14 protein-coding genes are annotated in these 16,194 nt (G+C 61.1%); 8 read left to right on the top strand and 6 right to left on the bottom strand.

Translation table 11 applies throughout. The features are described from left to right. Positions 1 to 17 precede the first annotated feature (17 nt). The 4 genes from KGB14_RS04330 to KGB14_RS04315 all read left to right on the top strand — a co-directional run bounded on the left by KGB14_RS04330 (position 18) and on the right by KGB14_RS04315 (position 4,540). The gene (locus KGB14_RS04330; protein WP_223484249.1) at positions 18 to 1,196 is read left to right on the top strand and encodes an MFS transporter; all 1,179 of its coding nucleotides are present in this window, start codon (positions 18 to 20) and stop codon (positions 1,194 to 1,196) included. 158 nt (positions 1,197 to 1,354) lie between these two features. After that, positions 1,355 to 2,047: an HPP family protein gene (locus tag KGB14_RS04325; protein WP_223484248.1), complete on the top strand. Its 693-nt coding sequence runs from the start codon at positions 1,355 to 1,357 to the stop codon at positions 2,045 to 2,047. A gap of 231 nt (positions 2,048 to 2,278) precedes the next feature. Next, positions 2,279 to 3,385: an enoyl-CoA hydratase/isomerase family protein gene (locus KGB14_RS04320; protein ID WP_223484247.1), complete on the top strand. Its 1,107-nt coding sequence runs from the start codon at positions 2,279 to 2,281 to the stop codon at positions 3,383 to 3,385. A 3-nt stretch (positions 3,386 to 3,388) separates the two neighbouring features. Further along, positions 3,389 to 4,540 carry an acyl-CoA dehydrogenase family protein gene (locus KGB14_RS04315; RefSeq protein ID WP_223484246.1) on the top strand — a complete coding sequence of 384 codons (1,152 nt, stop codon included), beginning with the start codon at positions 3,389 to 3,391 and terminating at the stop codon, positions 4,538 to 4,540. A gap of 98 nt (positions 4,541 to 4,638) precedes the next feature. Here the strand turns inward: KGB14_RS04315 and KGB14_RS04310 are convergent, their stop codons facing one another. The 6 genes from KGB14_RS04310 to KGB14_RS04285 form a co-directional block, all read right to left on the bottom strand. Further along, entirely contained in the window at positions 4,639 to 5,412 is a 774-nt protein-coding gene (locus KGB14_RS04310; protein ID WP_223484245.1) for an enoyl-CoA hydratase, read from the bottom strand. Positions 5,413 to 5,543: 131 nt separating this feature from the next. Next, a complete protein-coding gene (locus KGB14_RS04305) occupies positions 5,544 to 6,671 on the bottom strand; it encodes an acyl-CoA dehydrogenase (RefSeq protein ID WP_223484244.1) in 1,128 nt (375 codons plus the stop codon). 47 nt (positions 6,672 to 6,718) lie between these two features. After that, positions 6,719 to 7,912 (bottom strand): acetyl-CoA C-acyltransferase, encoded by a 1,194-nt coding sequence (locus KGB14_RS04300; protein ID WP_223484243.1) that lies wholly within the window; start codon positions 7,910 to 7,912, stop codon positions 6,719 to 6,721. Positions 7,913 to 7,924: 12 nt separating this feature from the next. Next, positions 7,925 to 8,686, bottom strand: coding sequence for an SDR family NAD(P)-dependent oxidoreductase (locus KGB14_RS04295; RefSeq protein WP_223484242.1), 762 nt, complete (start codon positions 8,684 to 8,686; stop codon positions 7,925 to 7,927). Between the two features lie 16 nt (positions 8,687 to 8,702). After that, positions 8,703 to 10,367, bottom strand: coding sequence for an AMP-binding protein (locus KGB14_RS04290; protein ID WP_223484241.1), 1,665 nt, complete (start codon positions 10,365 to 10,367; stop codon positions 8,703 to 8,705). A gap of 275 nt (positions 10,368 to 10,642) precedes the next feature. After that, the gene (locus KGB14_RS04285; RefSeq protein ID WP_223484240.1) at positions 10,643 to 11,659 is read right to left on the bottom strand and encodes an AraC family transcriptional regulator; all 1,017 of its coding nucleotides are present in this window, start codon (positions 11,657 to 11,659) and stop codon (positions 10,643 to 10,645) included. Between the two features lie 310 nt (positions 11,660 to 11,969). On the opposite strand from KGB14_RS04285, the gene efeU reads away from it, so the two are divergent. Genes efeU through efeO (KGB14_RS04265) form a run of 4 tightly spaced genes read left to right on the top strand, consistent with a single transcriptional unit; the run spans position 11,970 to position 16,186 of the window. Then, a complete protein-coding gene (gene efeU, locus KGB14_RS04280; protein WP_223484239.1) occupies positions 11,970 to 12,809 on the top strand; it encodes an iron uptake transporter permease EfeU in 840 nt (279 codons plus the stop codon). Positions 12,810 to 12,817: 8 nt separating this feature from the next. Next, positions 12,818 to 14,017 carry an iron uptake system protein EfeO gene (efeO, locus tag KGB14_RS04275; RefSeq protein WP_223484238.1) on the top strand — a complete coding sequence of 400 codons (1,200 nt, stop codon included), beginning with the start codon at positions 12,818 to 12,820 and terminating at the stop codon, positions 14,015 to 14,017. Positions 14,018 to 14,035: 18 nt separating this feature from the next. Beyond that, the gene (gene efeB / locus KGB14_RS04270) at positions 14,036 to 15,334 is read left to right on the top strand and encodes an iron uptake transporter deferrochelatase/peroxidase subunit (protein ID WP_223484237.1); all 1,299 of its coding nucleotides are present in this window, start codon (positions 14,036 to 14,038) and stop codon (positions 15,332 to 15,334) included. Between the two features lie 27 nt (positions 15,335 to 15,361). Next, on the top strand, positions 15,362 to 16,186 hold the full coding sequence (gene efeO, locus KGB14_RS04265; RefSeq protein WP_223484236.1) for an iron uptake system protein EfeO: 825 nt from the start codon (positions 15,362 to 15,364) through the stop codon (positions 16,184 to 16,186). The last annotated feature ends 8 nt before the right edge of the window (positions 16,187 to 16,194 follow it).

Below are 16,194 nucleotides of genomic sequence, written 5' to 3'. Positions count from 1 at the left end.
GGACATTTGCCCCCACCGTGGCCACTTACTCCCTCGTCATTCGCCGCTTGATGATCGTTTCGCTGACCATCGTCGTCAGCCGCGCCATTACCAGCCCGTTGCTCACCCTGTTTCTGAGCAACAAACTCGGCCTCAACCAACAGGACGTCGGCCTGCTGCTGGGCATCGCGGTGTTCATCGCCACCCTGCTCGCCCTTTACGGCGGTTACATCATCGACCGCCTTGAAAAGCGTCGACTGCTGATCCTGGCCATGCTCTCCAGCGCCATCGGCTTCGTGTTGCTGACGTTCGCTCAAAACCTGTACCTGACCACCGCCACCCTGGTGATCACCGAAACCGCCTCGGCGCTGTTCCTGATAGGGTCCAAGGCGATTCTCAGCGAAAACCTGCCCGTGGGTCAGCGCGCGAAAGCCTTTTCGCTGCGCTACACCCTGACCAACATCGGCTACGCCACCGGTCCCATGCTCGGTGTGGTGATCGCCGGGGTGCAGCCGCTGGCGCCGTTCCTGATTGCCGGTGGCATCGCCTTCTTCAGTATTTTCCTGATGAGCGGGATTCCCAAAGACCCGGCCCAGACACCCGTCATCGGCCAGCCCCAGAGCTTTCTCAAAACCCTGATCACCCTGAAGAACGACCGCACGCTGATCATGTTCACTTGCGGCTGCCTGCTCAGCACCGTCGTGCACGGTCGTTTTACCCTGTACCTGTCGCAATACCTGCTGGTGACCCACGATTCCAAGCGAGCGCTGGAAACCATGGCCGCCCTGCTCGCCTGCAACGCCATCAGCGTGATCCTGCTGCAATACCAGATCGGCCGGTTCCTCAAACGTGAACAACTGCGCTACTGGATTGTCGGCGGCACCAGCCTGTTCATCCTCGGGTTGATCGGTTTCAGCCTGGCCGACAGCCTGGTGAGCTGGTGCGTGGCGATGTTCATTTTCACCCTCGGCGAAATGATCATTTACCCCGCCGAGTTTCTCTTCGTCGACACCCTGGCCCCGGAAGAACTGCGCGGCAGCTACTACGGCGCGCAGAACCTCGCGGCCCTCGGCGGTGCGCTGAGCCCGGTGATCTGTGGCTATCTGTTGATGCACACGCCTGCGCCCACCATGTTCTATGCGCTGAGTGCGTTGACGGCAATGGGCGGTTTTCTCTGCTTCATGAGTGGTCGGCGGGTGGCCATACTGCAAAAATAATGCACTGAAACTGCATTAATATGAATTTGTCAGTACCTGGAATGATCGGCACACTGTGCGGCGTTCCTCCCCCAATAGTTGGAACGACTTCAAGGGCTTTCTGGGTCTCCCAGCTAAGCCTTTTTTTTGCCTCGATTTTTCTACGGATCGTTTGCCTCATGTTCGCTCGCTGGTTACCTGCCGCCATCAATACCCGTCCTTCAGAATGGAGCCGCGCCGCGATCGGCATGTCGCTGGGCACGATGTTCAGCGTCTGGCTCTGCAGTCAGGTATTCGGCATGCAAGTGGCGCAGCACCTGATCGGCCCGCTGGGTGCATCCGCGGTATTACTGTTTGCTGTGTCCTCAGGCGCCCTCGCCCAGCCTTGGTCGATTCTTGGCGGCTATTTGAGTGCCGGGGTGGTCTCGTTGCTGGTCGCTCACGTGCTCGGGCGAACCCTGGGCAGCGCCTGCCTCGCGGCGGGCATGGCGCTGATTCTGATGTGCTGGCTGCGTTGCCTGCACCCGCCGGCCGGCGCGCTGGCATTGCTGTTGGTGCTGGCGGACCCGGCGACCATTGCCCTGGACTGGAAAGCCCTCGGCCCGGTGATGCTCAGTGGCTCGACGATGCTGCTCAGCGCGCTGGCGTACAACAACCTGACGCGCATTCGTTACCCAAAACGTCCCGCTGAGCCGGCACCGATGATGCCCGCTCCCGACAGCCAGGCAATCACTGCCGCGGATCTGAAACTGGCCCTCGCCGACATGGAGGCCTTCTACGACGTCACCCCCGAAGACCTGGAACAGCTGATTCATGCCAGTGAGTTGCATGCCAAGCGGCGTAGCATCGGGGATGTATTTTCCAAGGGTTGAAGATCAAAAGAAAGATCAAAGGCAAGATCAAAAGATCGCAGCCTTCGGCAGCTCCTACGCGCCCTGGGGGGCGCTGCCGCAGGCTGCGATCTTTTGCATTTACCTTAAGGTAAAAATGCAGACGGAACCTGCACGTATCCCGGTTGTACATCACAAATTTGCACTGTTACGATCCAGCATCGCTCGCGCGCGAGCTTCTCTATAAAGAACAATAAAAGCAGGGAGTTAGTGATGACTGCTCAGGTTTCATCCCCGGAAACACAGTCCATGGATGCCACGCAAAACGAAGTGTTGGCCGAGGTTCGCAATCACATCGGGCACCTGACCCTCAATCGCCCCGCCGGCCTCAACGCCATTACCCTGGACATGGTCCGCAGCCTGCAACAGCAGCTCGATGCCTGGGCACAGGATTCGCAAGTGCATGCGGTGGTGTTGCGCGGCGCTGGCGAGAAAGCGTTCTGTGCCGGCGGCGATATCCGCTCGCTGTACGACAGTTTCAAAAGCGGCGACACCCTGCACGAAGATTTCTTCGTCGAGGAGTACGCCCTCGACCTCACCCTCCATCACTATCGCAAACCGGTCCTGGCCTTGATGGACGGCTTCGTGCTGGGCGGTGGCATGGGGCTGGTGCAAGGCGCCGATTTGCGGGTGGTCACCGAGCGCAGCCGTCTGGCGATGCCGGAAGTAGCCATCGGTTATTTCCCGGACGTCGGCGGCAGCTACTTCCTGCCACGCATTCCCGGCGAGCTGGGCATTTATCTCGGGGTCAGTGGCGTGCAGATTCGCGCAGCCGATGCGCTCTATTGCGGCCTGGCCGACTGGTATCTGGACAGCGCGAGCCTGAGCACGCTGGACGAACAACTCGATCACCTCGAATGGCACGATACGCCGCTCAAGGACCTGCAAGGCTTGCTGGCGAAAGTCGCCGTGCAACAACTTCCGGCAGCGCCTCTGGCGGCGTTGCGGCCGGCCATCGACCACTTCTTCGCCCTGCCCGATGTGCCGAGTATGGTGGAACAACTGCGTGCAGTGACCGTCGCCGACAGCCACGAATGGGCCATGGCCACCGCCGACCTGCTGGAAAGCCGTTCACCGCTGGCCATGGGCGTGACCCTGGAAATGCTGCGGCGCGGTCGGCACCTGAGCCTGGAGCAGTGCTTCGCCCTCGAACTGCACCTGGATCGTCAGTGGTTCGAACGCGGCGACCTGATCGAAGGCGTGCGCGCCTTGCTGATCGACAAAGACAAGAAGCCGCGCTGGAATCCGCCGACGCTGCAGGCGCTGGACGCCGAGCACGTGGCGAGTTTTTTCACCGGGTTCGACCCAAGCTGGAGCTGAGCCATGCACGATATCGAATTGAGCGAAGAACAAGTGATGATCCGCGACATGGCCCGGGATTTTGCCCGCGGCGAAATCGCGCCCCACGCACAAGCCTGGGAAAAGGCCGGCTGGATCGATGACGGTCTGGTGGCGAAGATGGGTGAACTGGGTCTGCTGGGCATGGTGGTGCCCGAGGAATGGGGCGGCACCTATGTCGACTACGTCGCCTATGCGCTGGCGGTGGAAGAGATTTCCGCCGGTGACGGCGCCACTGGCGCACTGATGAGCATCCACAACTCCGTGGGCTGCGGGCCGGTGCTCAACTACGGCACCGAAGAGCAGAAACAGCAATGGTTGCCGGACCTCGCCAGCGGCCAGGCCATCGGTTGCTTCTGCCTCACCGAACCCCAGGCCGGTTCCGAAGCGCATAACCTGCGCACCCGCGCCGAACTGCGCGACGGCCAATGGGTGATCAACGGCGCCAAGCAATTCGTCAGCAACGGTAAACGGGCGAAACTGGCGATCGTCTTCGCCGTGACCGATCCGGAGCTGGGCAAGCGCGGCATCTCGGCGTTCCTGGTGCCGACCGAAACCGCGGGTTTCATCGTCGACCGCAGTGAACACAAGATGGGCATCCGTGCTTCCGATACCTGCGCCGTCACCCTGAACAATTGCACCGTTCCCGAGGCCAATCTGCTGGGCGAACGCGGCAAAGGCCTGGCCATCGCCCTCTCCAACCTCGAAGGCGGCCGCATTGGCATCGCCGCGCAAGCCTTGGGCATCGCCCGGGCGGCGTTCGACGCGGCGCTGGCCTACGCGCGGGATCGTGTGCAGTTCGACAAGCCGATCATCGAGCACCAAAGCATCGCCAATATGCTGGCCGACATGCACACCCGCTTGAACGCCGCGCGCTTGCTGATCCTGCATGCCGCCAGGTTGCGCAGTGCCGGTAAACCGTGTCTGTCGGAGGCCTCACAGGCCAAGCTGTTTGCCTCGGAGATGGCCGAGAAAGTCTGCTCGTCGGCGATACAGATCCATGGCGGGTATGGGTATCTGGAGGATTACCCGGTGGAGCGCTACTACCGGGATGCGCGGATCACGCAGATTTATGAAGGGTCGAGTGAGATACAGCGGATGGTGATTGCCCGGGAGTTGAAAAACTATCTGGTGTGACCTTTAAAAGCATCGCGGGCAAGCCTCGCTCCTACAGGGGAATGCATATCCTTGTAGGAGCGAGGCTTGCCCGCGAAGACGTCCGTGAGAACGCTACATCACTTACCCTGGAACTCCGCCTCACGCTTGGCAATAAACGCCGCCATCCCTTCCTTCTGATCCTGCGTCGCAAACGCCGCATGGAACACTCGACGCTCAAAACGCACGCCTTCCGACAGGCTGACTTCAAACGCGCGGTTGACGCTTTCCTTGATCATCATTGCAATCGGCAACGACTTCTTGGCAATCAGCGCCGCGACTTTCAGCGCTTCGTCCAATAGCTCATCGGCCGGCACGATCCGCGCCACGATCCCGCAACGCTCCGCTTCCACCGCATCGATCAAACGCCCGCTCAGGCACATTTCCATGGCCTTGGCCTTGCCCACCGCGCGGGTCAGGCGCTGGGTGCCGCCCATGCCCGGCAGCACGCCGAGATTGATTTCCGGCTGACCAAACTTCGCGTTGTCGCCGGCCAGAATGAAGTCGCACATCAACGCCAATTCACAACCACCGCCCAAGGCGAAACCGTTCACTGCGGCGATGATCGGCTTGCGGCGGCTGGCCACACGATCGCTGTCGCTGAACAGGTCATCGAGGTAGATCTGCGGGTAGGTCAGCTCGGCCATTTCCTTGATGTCGGCACCGGCGGCGAAGGCCTTTTTCGAGCCGGTCAGCACGATGCAACCGATGTTCGAATCGGCTTCCAGGCCATCAAGGGCGTGGTTCAATTCGCTGACAAGTTGGGCATTCAACGCGTTCAGGGCTTGCGGGCGGTTGAGGGTGACCAGGCCCACACGGCCGTGTGTTTCCAGCAAAATCGTTTCGTAATTCATAGATGACTCCTGATAAACACTCGATCCTCCGTAGGAGCTGCCGAAGGCTGCGATCTTTTGATCTTGCTCTTTAAAAACAACATCAAAAGATCGCAGCCTCGTTTCACTCGACAGCTCCTACAGGTTCATTCTTAAAGATTGCGTGAGATGACCATGCGCTGAATATCGCTGGTACCTTCATAGATCTGGCACACCCGCACGTCGCGGTAGATCCGCTCCAGCGGGAAGTCGTTCAGGTAACCGTAACCGCCAAGGGTTTGCAACGCCGAGGAGCAGACCTTCTCGGCCATCTCCGAAGCGAACAGCTTGGCCATGGACGCTTCCACCAGCGCCGGTTTGCCGCTGTCGCGCAATGCCGCCGCGTAATGCACCATCTGCCGGGCCACAGCGATCTGGGTCGCCATGTCTGCCAGGCGAAACGCTACCGCCTGGTGTTCGATGATCGGCTTGCCGAAGCTCTCGCGTTCACGGGCATAGTCGCGGGCCGCTTCAAACGCGGCGCGGGCCATGCCCACCGATTGCGAGGCGATGCCGACGCGCCCGCCTTCGAGGTTGGCCAGGGCGATCTTGTAACCTTCACCCTCCTCACCCAGTCGATTGGCCACCGGGACTTTCACATCCTCAAAGAGAATCTGGCAGGTATCGGAAGCATGCTGACCGAGCTTGTCTTCGACTCGCGCGACTTTATAGCCCGGCGAATCGGTGGGCACGATCAGCGCCGTGATCCCGCGCTTGCCGGCACTCGGGTCAGTCACCGCAAACACAATCACCACCCCGGCGTTTTGCCCGGAGGTGATGAACTGCTTGCAGCCGTTGAGCACGTAGTGATCGCCATCGAGCCGGGCACGGGTTTTCAGGCTGCTGGCGTCGGAGCCGGCTTGCGGTTCGGTCAACGCAAACGCACCGAGCATCGTGCCGCTGGCCAGTGGTTTGAGGAAGCGCTCTTTCTGGTCGTCGTTGCCGAACTTGAGGATCGGCACGCAACCCACCGAGTTGTGCACGCTCATGATGGTCGAGCAGGCGCCATCGCCGGCAGCGATTTCTTCCAGGGCCATGGCGTAGGCCAGGTAACCGGTGTCGCAACCGCCCCACTGCTCCGGCACCAGCATGCCGAAAAAGCCCAGGTCGGCCATCTCGCCGATGGCTTCTTTGGGGAAGCGATGTTCACGGTCCCATTCGGCGGCGAACGGTTTCAGCCGTTCCTGGGCAAACTGCCGGGCCGCGTCGCTGATCTGAAGTTGTTCGTCATTGGGAATCATGCCAAGTCCTTAAAATGTAATTGCCCCCGTAGGAAACCATGCGGGCCTCAGTACAGGCATTCCACAGCCATGGCCGTCGCTTCACCGCCGCCGATGCAGATCGCTGCAACACCGCGCTTCAGGCCTTTCTGGCGCAGGGCCGAGAGCAAAGTCACGAGGATCCGCGCGCCGGACGCACCGATCGGGTGGCCCAAGGCGCAGGCACCGCCGTGGACGTTGATCTTCTCGTGGGGGATTTCCAGTTTGGTCATGGTCACCAGACTGACCACCGCAAAGGCTTCGTTGACTTCGAACAACTCGACTTCGTCCAGGGACCAGCCGGTTTTCTTCATCAGCTTCTTGATCGCGCCCACCGGAGCCACCGGGAACAGCCCCGGCGTGTCGGCAAACGCGGCATGGCCGTGAATCACCGCCAATGGTTTCAGGCCTTGTTTCTCGGCTTCGGAGCGGCGCATCAGCACCAGCGCCGCCGCGCCGTCGGAGATCGAGCTGGAGTTCGCCGCCGTCACGGTGCCGCCGTCGCGGAACGCCGGTTTCAGCGAGGCAATCTTGTCCAGCTTGGCTTTCGGTGGCTGTTCGTCGTGGCTGATCAGCACCTGCTCTTTGCCGACCGTCACCTGCAGCGGCACGATCTCGGCGTCGAAACTGCCGTCCTTGATCGCCTGTTGGGCGCGGGTGGTCGAAGCAATGGCAAACGCGTCCTGATCTTCGCGGCTGAAGCCGTTGGTTTCGGCGCAATCCTCGGCAAAGGTGCCCATCAAGCGGCCCTTGTCATAGGCGTCTTCAAGACCGTCGAGGAACATGTGATCGAGCACCCGACCATGGCCCATGCGGTAACCGCTGCGGGCGCGGTCCAGCAGGTATGGCGCGTTGGACATGCTTTCCATACCGCCAGCGACCACCACATCGGCACTGCCGGCGATCAGCATGTCGTGGGCCAGGATCGTGGCTTCCATGCCCGAGCCGCACATTTTGTTCAGCGTCGTGCAGCGGGTCGATTTATCCAGCCCGGCGCCCAGAGCCGCTTGCCGCGCCGGGGCCTGGCCGAGGCCGGCGGAGAGTACGCAGCCGAACAGCACTTCTTCTACGGACTCAGGGGCGATACCGGCGCGTTCGACGGCAGCACGAATCGCTGCCGCGCCCAGTTGTGGCGCGGTCAGGCTTTTCAGATCACCCTGGAAACCGCCCATCGGGGTGCGGACGGCGCTGACAATAACAATCGGATCGTTGGACAGTGTCATGACAAATCCTCCTTATTTGGCGGCCATGCGCAAGGCACCGTCGAGACGGATCACCTCGCCGTTGAGCATGCTGTTTTCTATGATATGCCTGACCAGCGCGGCGTACTCGCTCGGCTTGCCCAGGCGCGGTGGAAACGGCACGCCAGCGGCCAGGGATTCGCGCACTTGCGGGGTCATGCCGGCCATCATCGGTGTTTCGAAAATGCCCGGTGCGATGGTCATCACGCGGATGCCGAAACGTGCCAGTTCACGGGCAGCGGGCAAGGTCAGGCTGGCGATCGCGCCTTTCGAAGCCGAATACGCGGCCTGGCCGATCTGGCCGTCGAAAGCTGCGGCCGAAGCGGTGTTGATGATCACCCCGCGCTCGCCCTCTTCATTGGCTTCGGTTTCGGCGATGGCTGCCGCCGCCAGACGCAGCATGTTGAAACTGCCGATCAGATTGACGTTGATCACCTGGCTGAAACTGGCCAATGCGTGGGGGCCGTTCTTGCCGAGGATCTTCTCGCCACGGACGATGCCGGCGCAATTGACCAGACCATTGAGGCCGCCGAACGCTTTGACCGTCGCTTGCACCGCAGCCTCGGCCGCCGCTTCATTGCTGATATCCGCCACCACACTTTGCGCGCCGAGACGTGCAGCCTGGGCCGCGACGGCTTCGGCGTTCATGTCCACCAGCATCACTTTGGCGCCAGCAGCCACCAGCATTTCAGCAGTGGCGGCACCGAGGCCGGACGCACCACCGGTGACGAGAAAAACCTTGTTTTCGATCTGCATCATTGTTTCCTTGGATTCAAGCTGAAACGTTCTTCGCGGCGGCCTCTTGAGCCTTGGCGATTTCCTGGTTGCGCAAGATAAAGCGCTGCAATTTGCCGCTTGGGGTTTTCGGCAACTCGCTGACAAATTCGATTTCACGGGGGTACGCGTGCGCCGCCAGACGCTTGCGCACGTGTTGGCGCAGCTCTTCGGCGAGCGCAGGTTCGGCACGGTATTGCGGGCTGAGCACGACGAAGGCTTTCACCAGCTCGGTGCGCTCCGGATCGGGTTTGCCGATCACCGCGGCTTCGACCACCGCCGGGTGTTCGATCAGCGCGCTTTCGACGTCGAACGGGCCGACGCGGTAGCCGGAGGTGGTAATCACGTCATCGCTGCGGCCGACGAAGCTGATGCTGCCGTCCGGGTTCCACTCCACGGTATCGCCGCTCAGGTAATAGTTGCCGACGAAGGCCTTGGTCGGCGCACCTTCGTAGCCGCCAAACCAGCACATCGGCGACTGGGTGCGGTCGATGGCCAGAATGCCTGGCTGGCCGACGCCCAGTTCTTGGTATTCGTCGTCGAGCACCACGATGCGGTGGCCCGGCGAAGCAAAACCGGCTGCTCCCATGTGGATCGGATGCTCCAGACCATGGTGATTGCACAGGACCATGCCCAGCTCGGTCTGCCCGTAATGGTCATGAATCACCACGCCGAGGTTATCGGCGAACCAGCGGATCACTTCCGGGTTCAGCGGCTCGCCGGCGCTGCTGACGATGCGCAGCTTGCCCTTGATCGAACGGGCGAATTCATCGCCACCGGCAATCAGCAGGCGGTAGGCCGTCGGTGAACCAGTGAGGTTGGTGATCCCGTATTTGTTGATCACCCGGCAGGTGCTTTCGAGGGTGAACGGGCCATCGTAAAAAGTAATCGGATGCCCCATCGACATCGGCCCGGTGACACCGAAATAAATGCCGTAGGCCCAGCCCGGATCGGCGACGTTCCAGAACGCGTCTTCGGGACGCAGGTCCACCGCGTCACGGGTGTAACTCTGGAACGCGACGATAGCCTTGAGCGGCACCGACAGCGCTTTCGACGGGCCGGTGGTGCCCGAGGTGAACATCAGCAGGAACGGGTCTTCGCCGGTCAGCAATACCGGTTCGCACTCGGAAGAATAATTGGCCAGTTCGGCCCAGAAACTGAAATCGCCACGCACGATGCCCTGCCCTTTGGGGCCGCCAACGGTGACGATGGTCGGGCAGTCGGCTACTTCAGCGAGTTTCGGGCGATTGACCGCATCGGTCACCACGACGGCGGCGCCGGAGCTGTTGAGGCGATGTTCGATGGCTTTGGGGCCGAAAGCCGTGAACAGCGGCTGATAGACCGCGCCGATGCGCCAGGTGGCGAACACAGTGATCAGTAATTCGATATTGCGGGGCAAGAGGCCGGCGACTTTATCGCCCTTCTTCACGCCCTGGGCCAGCAGGAAATTGGCAAACCGCGCGGCTTTGTCCTGCAAGTCGCTGAAGGTGTAGGTCGCGCTGGCGCCATCGCGGCCTTCCCAGAACAGCGCGATGCGCCCCGGCAAGGCATGCCGGTCGCAACATTCGACGCAGGCGTTGAGCGCGCTCAACGACCCGGTGAGCGCGGCATCGACGGTGTGCTGATAATTGAACTGTGAAGTGGCAGACAGGTAATCGCGCATTGCCAGAATCCCTCTGTGTTTTTATTAGGTTGGGGGAACCGTAATCAACAGGGAAATACTCGCTCTGCGCGGGGAGCGGGACAATGGTCAAAGTTATCAAGTTGTGTGACTGGTTTGGCCAAGGTTCAGCGGTGCGGTGCCTGAGAGGGCCTCATCGCGAGCAGGCTCGCTCCCACAGGGATTTGGGTGTGGCATAGAGAGAGTTCAAACCGCAGATCCAATGTGGGAGCGAGCCTGCTCGCGATGGCATCCTTCCCGACGACAGAGACCTCGGATCAGTCGGCCTCGTTAAGAATCAAACTCCGATAATGCCCCGGATTAGACCCCGACCACTTGCGAAACGCCTTGTAGAACGAACTCGCATCGGCAAACCCCAAGCGGGTGGCGATTTCGGCAAAGCTGATGGTCGGTTCGGCCAGCCAGACGATGGCCAACTCCTTGCGCACGCTGTCCTTGAGCCCCTGATACGTCTGGCCCTCTTCGGCAAGGCGTCGGCGCAGGGTCGAGGCCGACATGCACAGTTGCTGCGCCAGCGCCTCGGTTTCCGGCCAATGCTCGGCAGGCAGTTGCCGCAGATCGTGTTTGATCCGGCTGGCCAGGCTCTCGGGGTCGCGATACTTGACCAGAATGTTTGCCGGCGCATGAGCGAGGAATCGCTTGAGCTCTTCAGGGCTGCGCTTGATCGGCAAATCCAGGCAATCGGCCGAGAAAATCATCCGCGTGCGCGGCCGGTCGAACCGCAGGTTCTCGGAGAACATCACCCGGTAGTCATCGCAAAAGTCCGGCGCCGAGCAGCGCAACTCGATGGCCAGGATCGGAATCCGCCGCCCCGCCAGCCAGCAGGCCACGCCGTGCACGATCATCCAGTAAGTGAAGTAGGTGAAGGCACGACGCGGCTCTTCGTCGTCCTCCAGCAGGACGATTTCCGCCAGGCTTTGCTGACGAACCAGTTGCGCGGGCAGGTGTTCGAGCATCAACGACAGAAAGCTCAGGCCCGAAGTCAACCCGGCGGCCAGGCTCGGCTGAACCATCGAGCAACGACACAGAAACTCCAGGCTGCCGGACTTGAGCTTGCGCGGGTCCATGCCAAAAAACTCATCGTCTTCGCGCCGGGCCAGCAAGCGCCACAACCGCGCATAGGCGGTGGCCGGGACACGGGCGTCGGAGGTATCCAGCAGCGTCGGATCGATGCCGACCTTGTTCAACACCTCTTCGGTGGCAGCGCCCGGGGCGCAACTTTGCAACAGCGCTTCACGCACCAGTTGAATGGAGATGGTGTCTTTTTCCGACATTGACCGTGGCGAGCCTTGTTCTTGTTTAAGTGGTGGGCATATTAGCGCAGCCATTAACCCGGCGCAGATCCCTGTGGGAGCGGGCTTGCTCGCGAAGGGGCCATAACAGTCAACATTGATGTCGTCTGACACACCGCTTTCGCGAGCAAGCCCGCTCCCACATTAGATGGGTGTCGGTCTCAAAAAGGTGCTTACCATGAACTCGAGGGTTGTTCAGCTTAGGTTCAGCTAAATACCAATGCCTTACATATGCGAATGAGTGTCATTATGCTACAACTTAGCACCCTATCTAGTTCCCCTCCGGTGCTGAATGCTCGTTCCTTTTCTGATCATGCTGCGCGAAGGCATTGAAGCCGCGCTGATCGTTGGCATCATCGCCAGCTACCTCAAGCAGACCGGTCGCGGTCAATGGATGCCTGCCGTATGGATCGGCGTATTCCTCGCCGTCGCTTTGGCCCTGCTGGTGGGCGGTGGCCTGGAAATGGTCAGCGCCGAATTCCCGCAAAAGCAACAAGAACTGTTTGAAGGCGTCGTCGGTCTGGTGGCCGTCGGCATCCTCAGTTCCATGGTGTTCTGGATGCGCAAGGTGGCGCGTTCGATCAAGCATTCGCTGCACGCCTCCCTCGATCATGCGTTGACCGGTTCCAAACACCAGGTCACCGCGCTGATCGCCATGGTGTTTTTCGCCGTGGCCCGGGAAGGCCTGGAAACGGTGTTCTTTCTGCTCGCGGTGTTCCAGCAAAGCGAAGGCCCGGCGGCACCGATCGGTGCCCTGCTCGGTTTGATCCTGGCGATCATCATCGGTTTTCTCATCTATAGCGGCAGCATGCGCCTGAACCTCGGCGCGTTCTTTCGCTGGACCGGTCTGTTCATCCTGGTGGTGGCCGCCGGGATTCTCGCCAATTCAGTACAAGCCCTGCATGAAGCCGGCGTGTGGAATCACCTGCAAACCGTGCTCTTCGACTTCAGCGTCACGCTGCCAATGGATGGCCCGTTGGGCTCGGTGCTGGCTGGCATGTTCGGGTATCAGGACGCACCGACCGTCAGCACCCTCGGGGCGTATCTGATTTATCTGCTGGTGGCGCTGGTGATGTTTTTTCTTCCGGCGGCCGCACCCGCTCAAACACCCTCTTCCGTTTCCAGCCAGTAAGGGCCTTCATGTCAACGCCTGTTCCTCCAGTGGCTTCCCCTCCCCGCGCCTTGCGCTGGGCGGTGGCCGGTTCGGTGATCGTAATGATCGCCGCCGGCGGCCTGTTCTACTACGCCTCGAACATGGCGTCGGCCAAGCGCCAGACCAACCATGACGAAGTGGTCGTGACCATCCACCCGCACAGTTGCGAGCCGAATGCACTGACCGTCCCGGCCGGTCGCGCCAGTTTCCGCATCGTCAACCGCTCGGACCGTGCTGTCGAATGGGAAATCCTCGACGGAGTTCTGGTGCTCGAAGAACGGGAGAACATCGCGCCCGGCCTGAGCCAGGTGATCAACGCCAACCTGCTGCCCGGTGACTATGCAATCACCTGTGGCCTGCTGAGCAATCCGCGCGGCACCTTGCATGTCACTCCGACTGCCGCTTCCAATGCGGCTGCCAAAGCGCGTCCATCGATGGTGGCGTTCATTGGTCCGCTGTCGGAGTTCCGTGTCTACCTGAACAGCCAAAGCAACACGCTGATCAAAGCCGTCACCGCCCTCGGGCAAGCGATCGAAGCCGGCGACCTGAGCCAGGCACAAGCCTTGTATGTGCCGGCGCGCGCGGCCTATCAACGGTTGGCGCCCGCGGCCCAGCGCCTGGCGGAACTGGACAACGCAATCAATGCCCGCGCCGATTACTTCGACAAGCGCGAGCAGGATCCGGGTTTCGTTGGCTTCCACCGTCTTGAATACGCGCTGTTCCAGCAACGTAACCTCGATGGTTTGACGCCTGTCGCCCAGCGCTTGATCAGCGATGTCACCGCCCTCAAACAGCAACTGCTGGCCCAGTCGCTGCCACCGGAGCAACTGGTGAGCGTTCTGGTGCGCAACCTCAACAGCCTCGCCGATGTACGCGCCGGCAGCGGTGAAGAGGAACGCTACAGCCACACCGATCTGAACGGCTTTGCCGCCAACCTCGACGCGACCCGCAAAGTCGTCGACCTGTTGCGGCCGTTATTGAGCAAATCCGCCGCCGAACTGCTGCCGACAATCGACAGCGCGATCACGGCTTTCGATGCCGAACTCAATGGCTTCAAGGTCAAGGATGGCTACGCCAGCTACGACACCGTCAGCCCCGAGCAACGCAAGCACATCACCGACAAGGCCAAGACTCTGGCCGACGCACTCGATGGAATCGATCCCGCCCTTGGCCTTTCCGGCCTGTAAGCAGAAGACCACTTTCACATGAACGACTCAGAACAGTTTTCAGCGCAGCGCCGTCGCATATTGATGGGCATGGGCGCCGCCGGTGTGGCATTAGCCGGTTCTGCCTTGAGCTGCCCGGCCATGGCCGCGAGCCCCGCGCAAGTCACCGAAGCACCGAGCAGCGACAAGACCGAGGACCGCCACGCGTTCCACGGCAAGCACCAGACCGGCATCGTCACCCCACGCCCGGCGTCGGGCATGCTGGTGTCGTTCGACGTGCTGGCCAGCGACCGTGAAGATCTGGAGCGGCTGTTTCGCACGCTCAACGCACGCATCGCGTTCCTGATGCAGGGCGGCCCGGTGGCGCAGGTCGATCCGAAACTGCCGCCGCTGGACTCGGGAATTCTTGGCCCGGTGGTGACGCCGGACAACCTGACCATCACCGTGTCGGTAGGCGAGTCGCTGTTCGACGAACGCTTCGGTCTGGCCGACGCCAAGCCGAAGCGGCTGATGCGCATGGTCGGTTTTCCCAACGATGCGCTGCAAGCCGATTGCTGCCACGGCGACCTGAGCTTGCAGTTCTGCTCCAACACCGCCGACACCAATATCCATGCCCTGCGCGACATCGTGAAAAACCTGCCGGACCTGTTGCTGGTGCGCTGGAAACAGGAAGGCAGCGTGCCGCCGCAAGCCCCGGCGAAACCCGGTGTACCGGCGCAAAGCGCGCGCAACTTTCTGGGTTTTCGCGACGGCTCGGCCAACCCCGATTCCAACGATGCCAAGGCCATGGACAGCATCGTCTGGGTGCAGCCCGGCAGCGACGAACCGGCCTGGACGGTCAACGGCAGCTATCAAGCCGTGCGGATCATCCGCAACTTCGTCGAACGCTGGGACCGCACGCCGCTGCAAGAACAGGAAAGCATCCTCGGCCGGGTCAAGAGCACCGGCGCGCCCATGGGGGGCGAGCATGAATCTCAAGTCCCGGACTATGCCAAGGACCCGCAAGGCAAGCTGACCAGACTCGACGCCCACATCCGCCTGGCCAACCCGCGCACCGCCGCGACCCAGGCCAACCTGATCCTGCGCCGGCCGTTCAACTACTCCAACGGCGTGAACAAGAACGGGCAGCTGGACATGGGTTTGCTGTTCATCTGTTACCAGGCGGACCTGCAAAAAGGCTTCATCACCGTGCAGACCCGACTCAATGGCGAGCCGTTGGAGGAATACCTCAAGCCAGTCGGCGGCGGGTACTTCTTCACCTTGCCGGGCGTCACCGGCGACCAGGATTTCATCGGTCGCTCGCTGCTCAACGCCACACACCCCAAAGCCTCAGTCTGACCCTCGATAACCTCACGGAACCGTCCCATGAAAAAATCGCCCCTCGCGTTACTGCTGACCCTTGGTTTGCTCAATATCCCGCTTTCGGCGTTTGCGGCGACGGCGCCGCTGGAGTTGGTGGGGCCGATCTCGGACTACAAGATTTACGTCACCGAGCAACTGGATGAACTGGCCAGCCACACCCGGCAGTTCACCGATGCGGTGAAAAAAGGCGACCTGGCCAGCGCAAAAAAACTCTACGCGCCGACCCGGGTTTACTACGAATCCATCGAACCGATTGCCGAGCTGTTCAGTGACCTCGATGCGTCCATCGACTCTCGGGTCGACGACCACGAAAAAGGTGTGAAGGCCGAAGATTTCACCGGTTTCCACCGCCTCGAATATTCACTGTTCTCGGAGAACAGCACCAAGGGCCTGGACGAGTTGGCCGACGGCTTGAACAAAGACGTGAAAGACCTGCAAACCCGGGTCGCCGGCCTGACCTTCCCACCGGAAAAAGTCGTCGGCGGTGCCGCCGCGTTGCTTGAAGAAGTGGCCGCCACCAAGATCTCCGGGGAGGAAGATCGCTACAGCCACACCGACCTTTATGACTTCCAGGGCAACATCGACGGCGCGAAGAAAATCGTCGACCTGTTCCGTCCGCAGATCGAGAAACAGGATGCTGTGTTCATGGCCAAGGTCGACAAGAACTTCGCCACGGTGAACAAGACGCTGGCCAAGTACAAAACCACGGACGGTGGTTTTGAGACGTATGACAAGGTGAAGGACAGTGACCGCAAGAGGCTGGTGGGGCCGGTGAATACGTTGGCTGAGGATTTGTCGATGTTGCGGGGGAAGTTGGGGTTGAATTGAGTTTTGTG

The sequence above is a fragment of the Pseudomonas sp. A-RE-19 genome, from assembly GCF_019956555.1.
GTDB lineage: Bacteria > Pseudomonadota > Gammaproteobacteria > Pseudomonadales > Pseudomonadaceae > Aquipseudomonas.
This window is presented reverse-complemented; position numbering and strand designations above follow the sequence as displayed.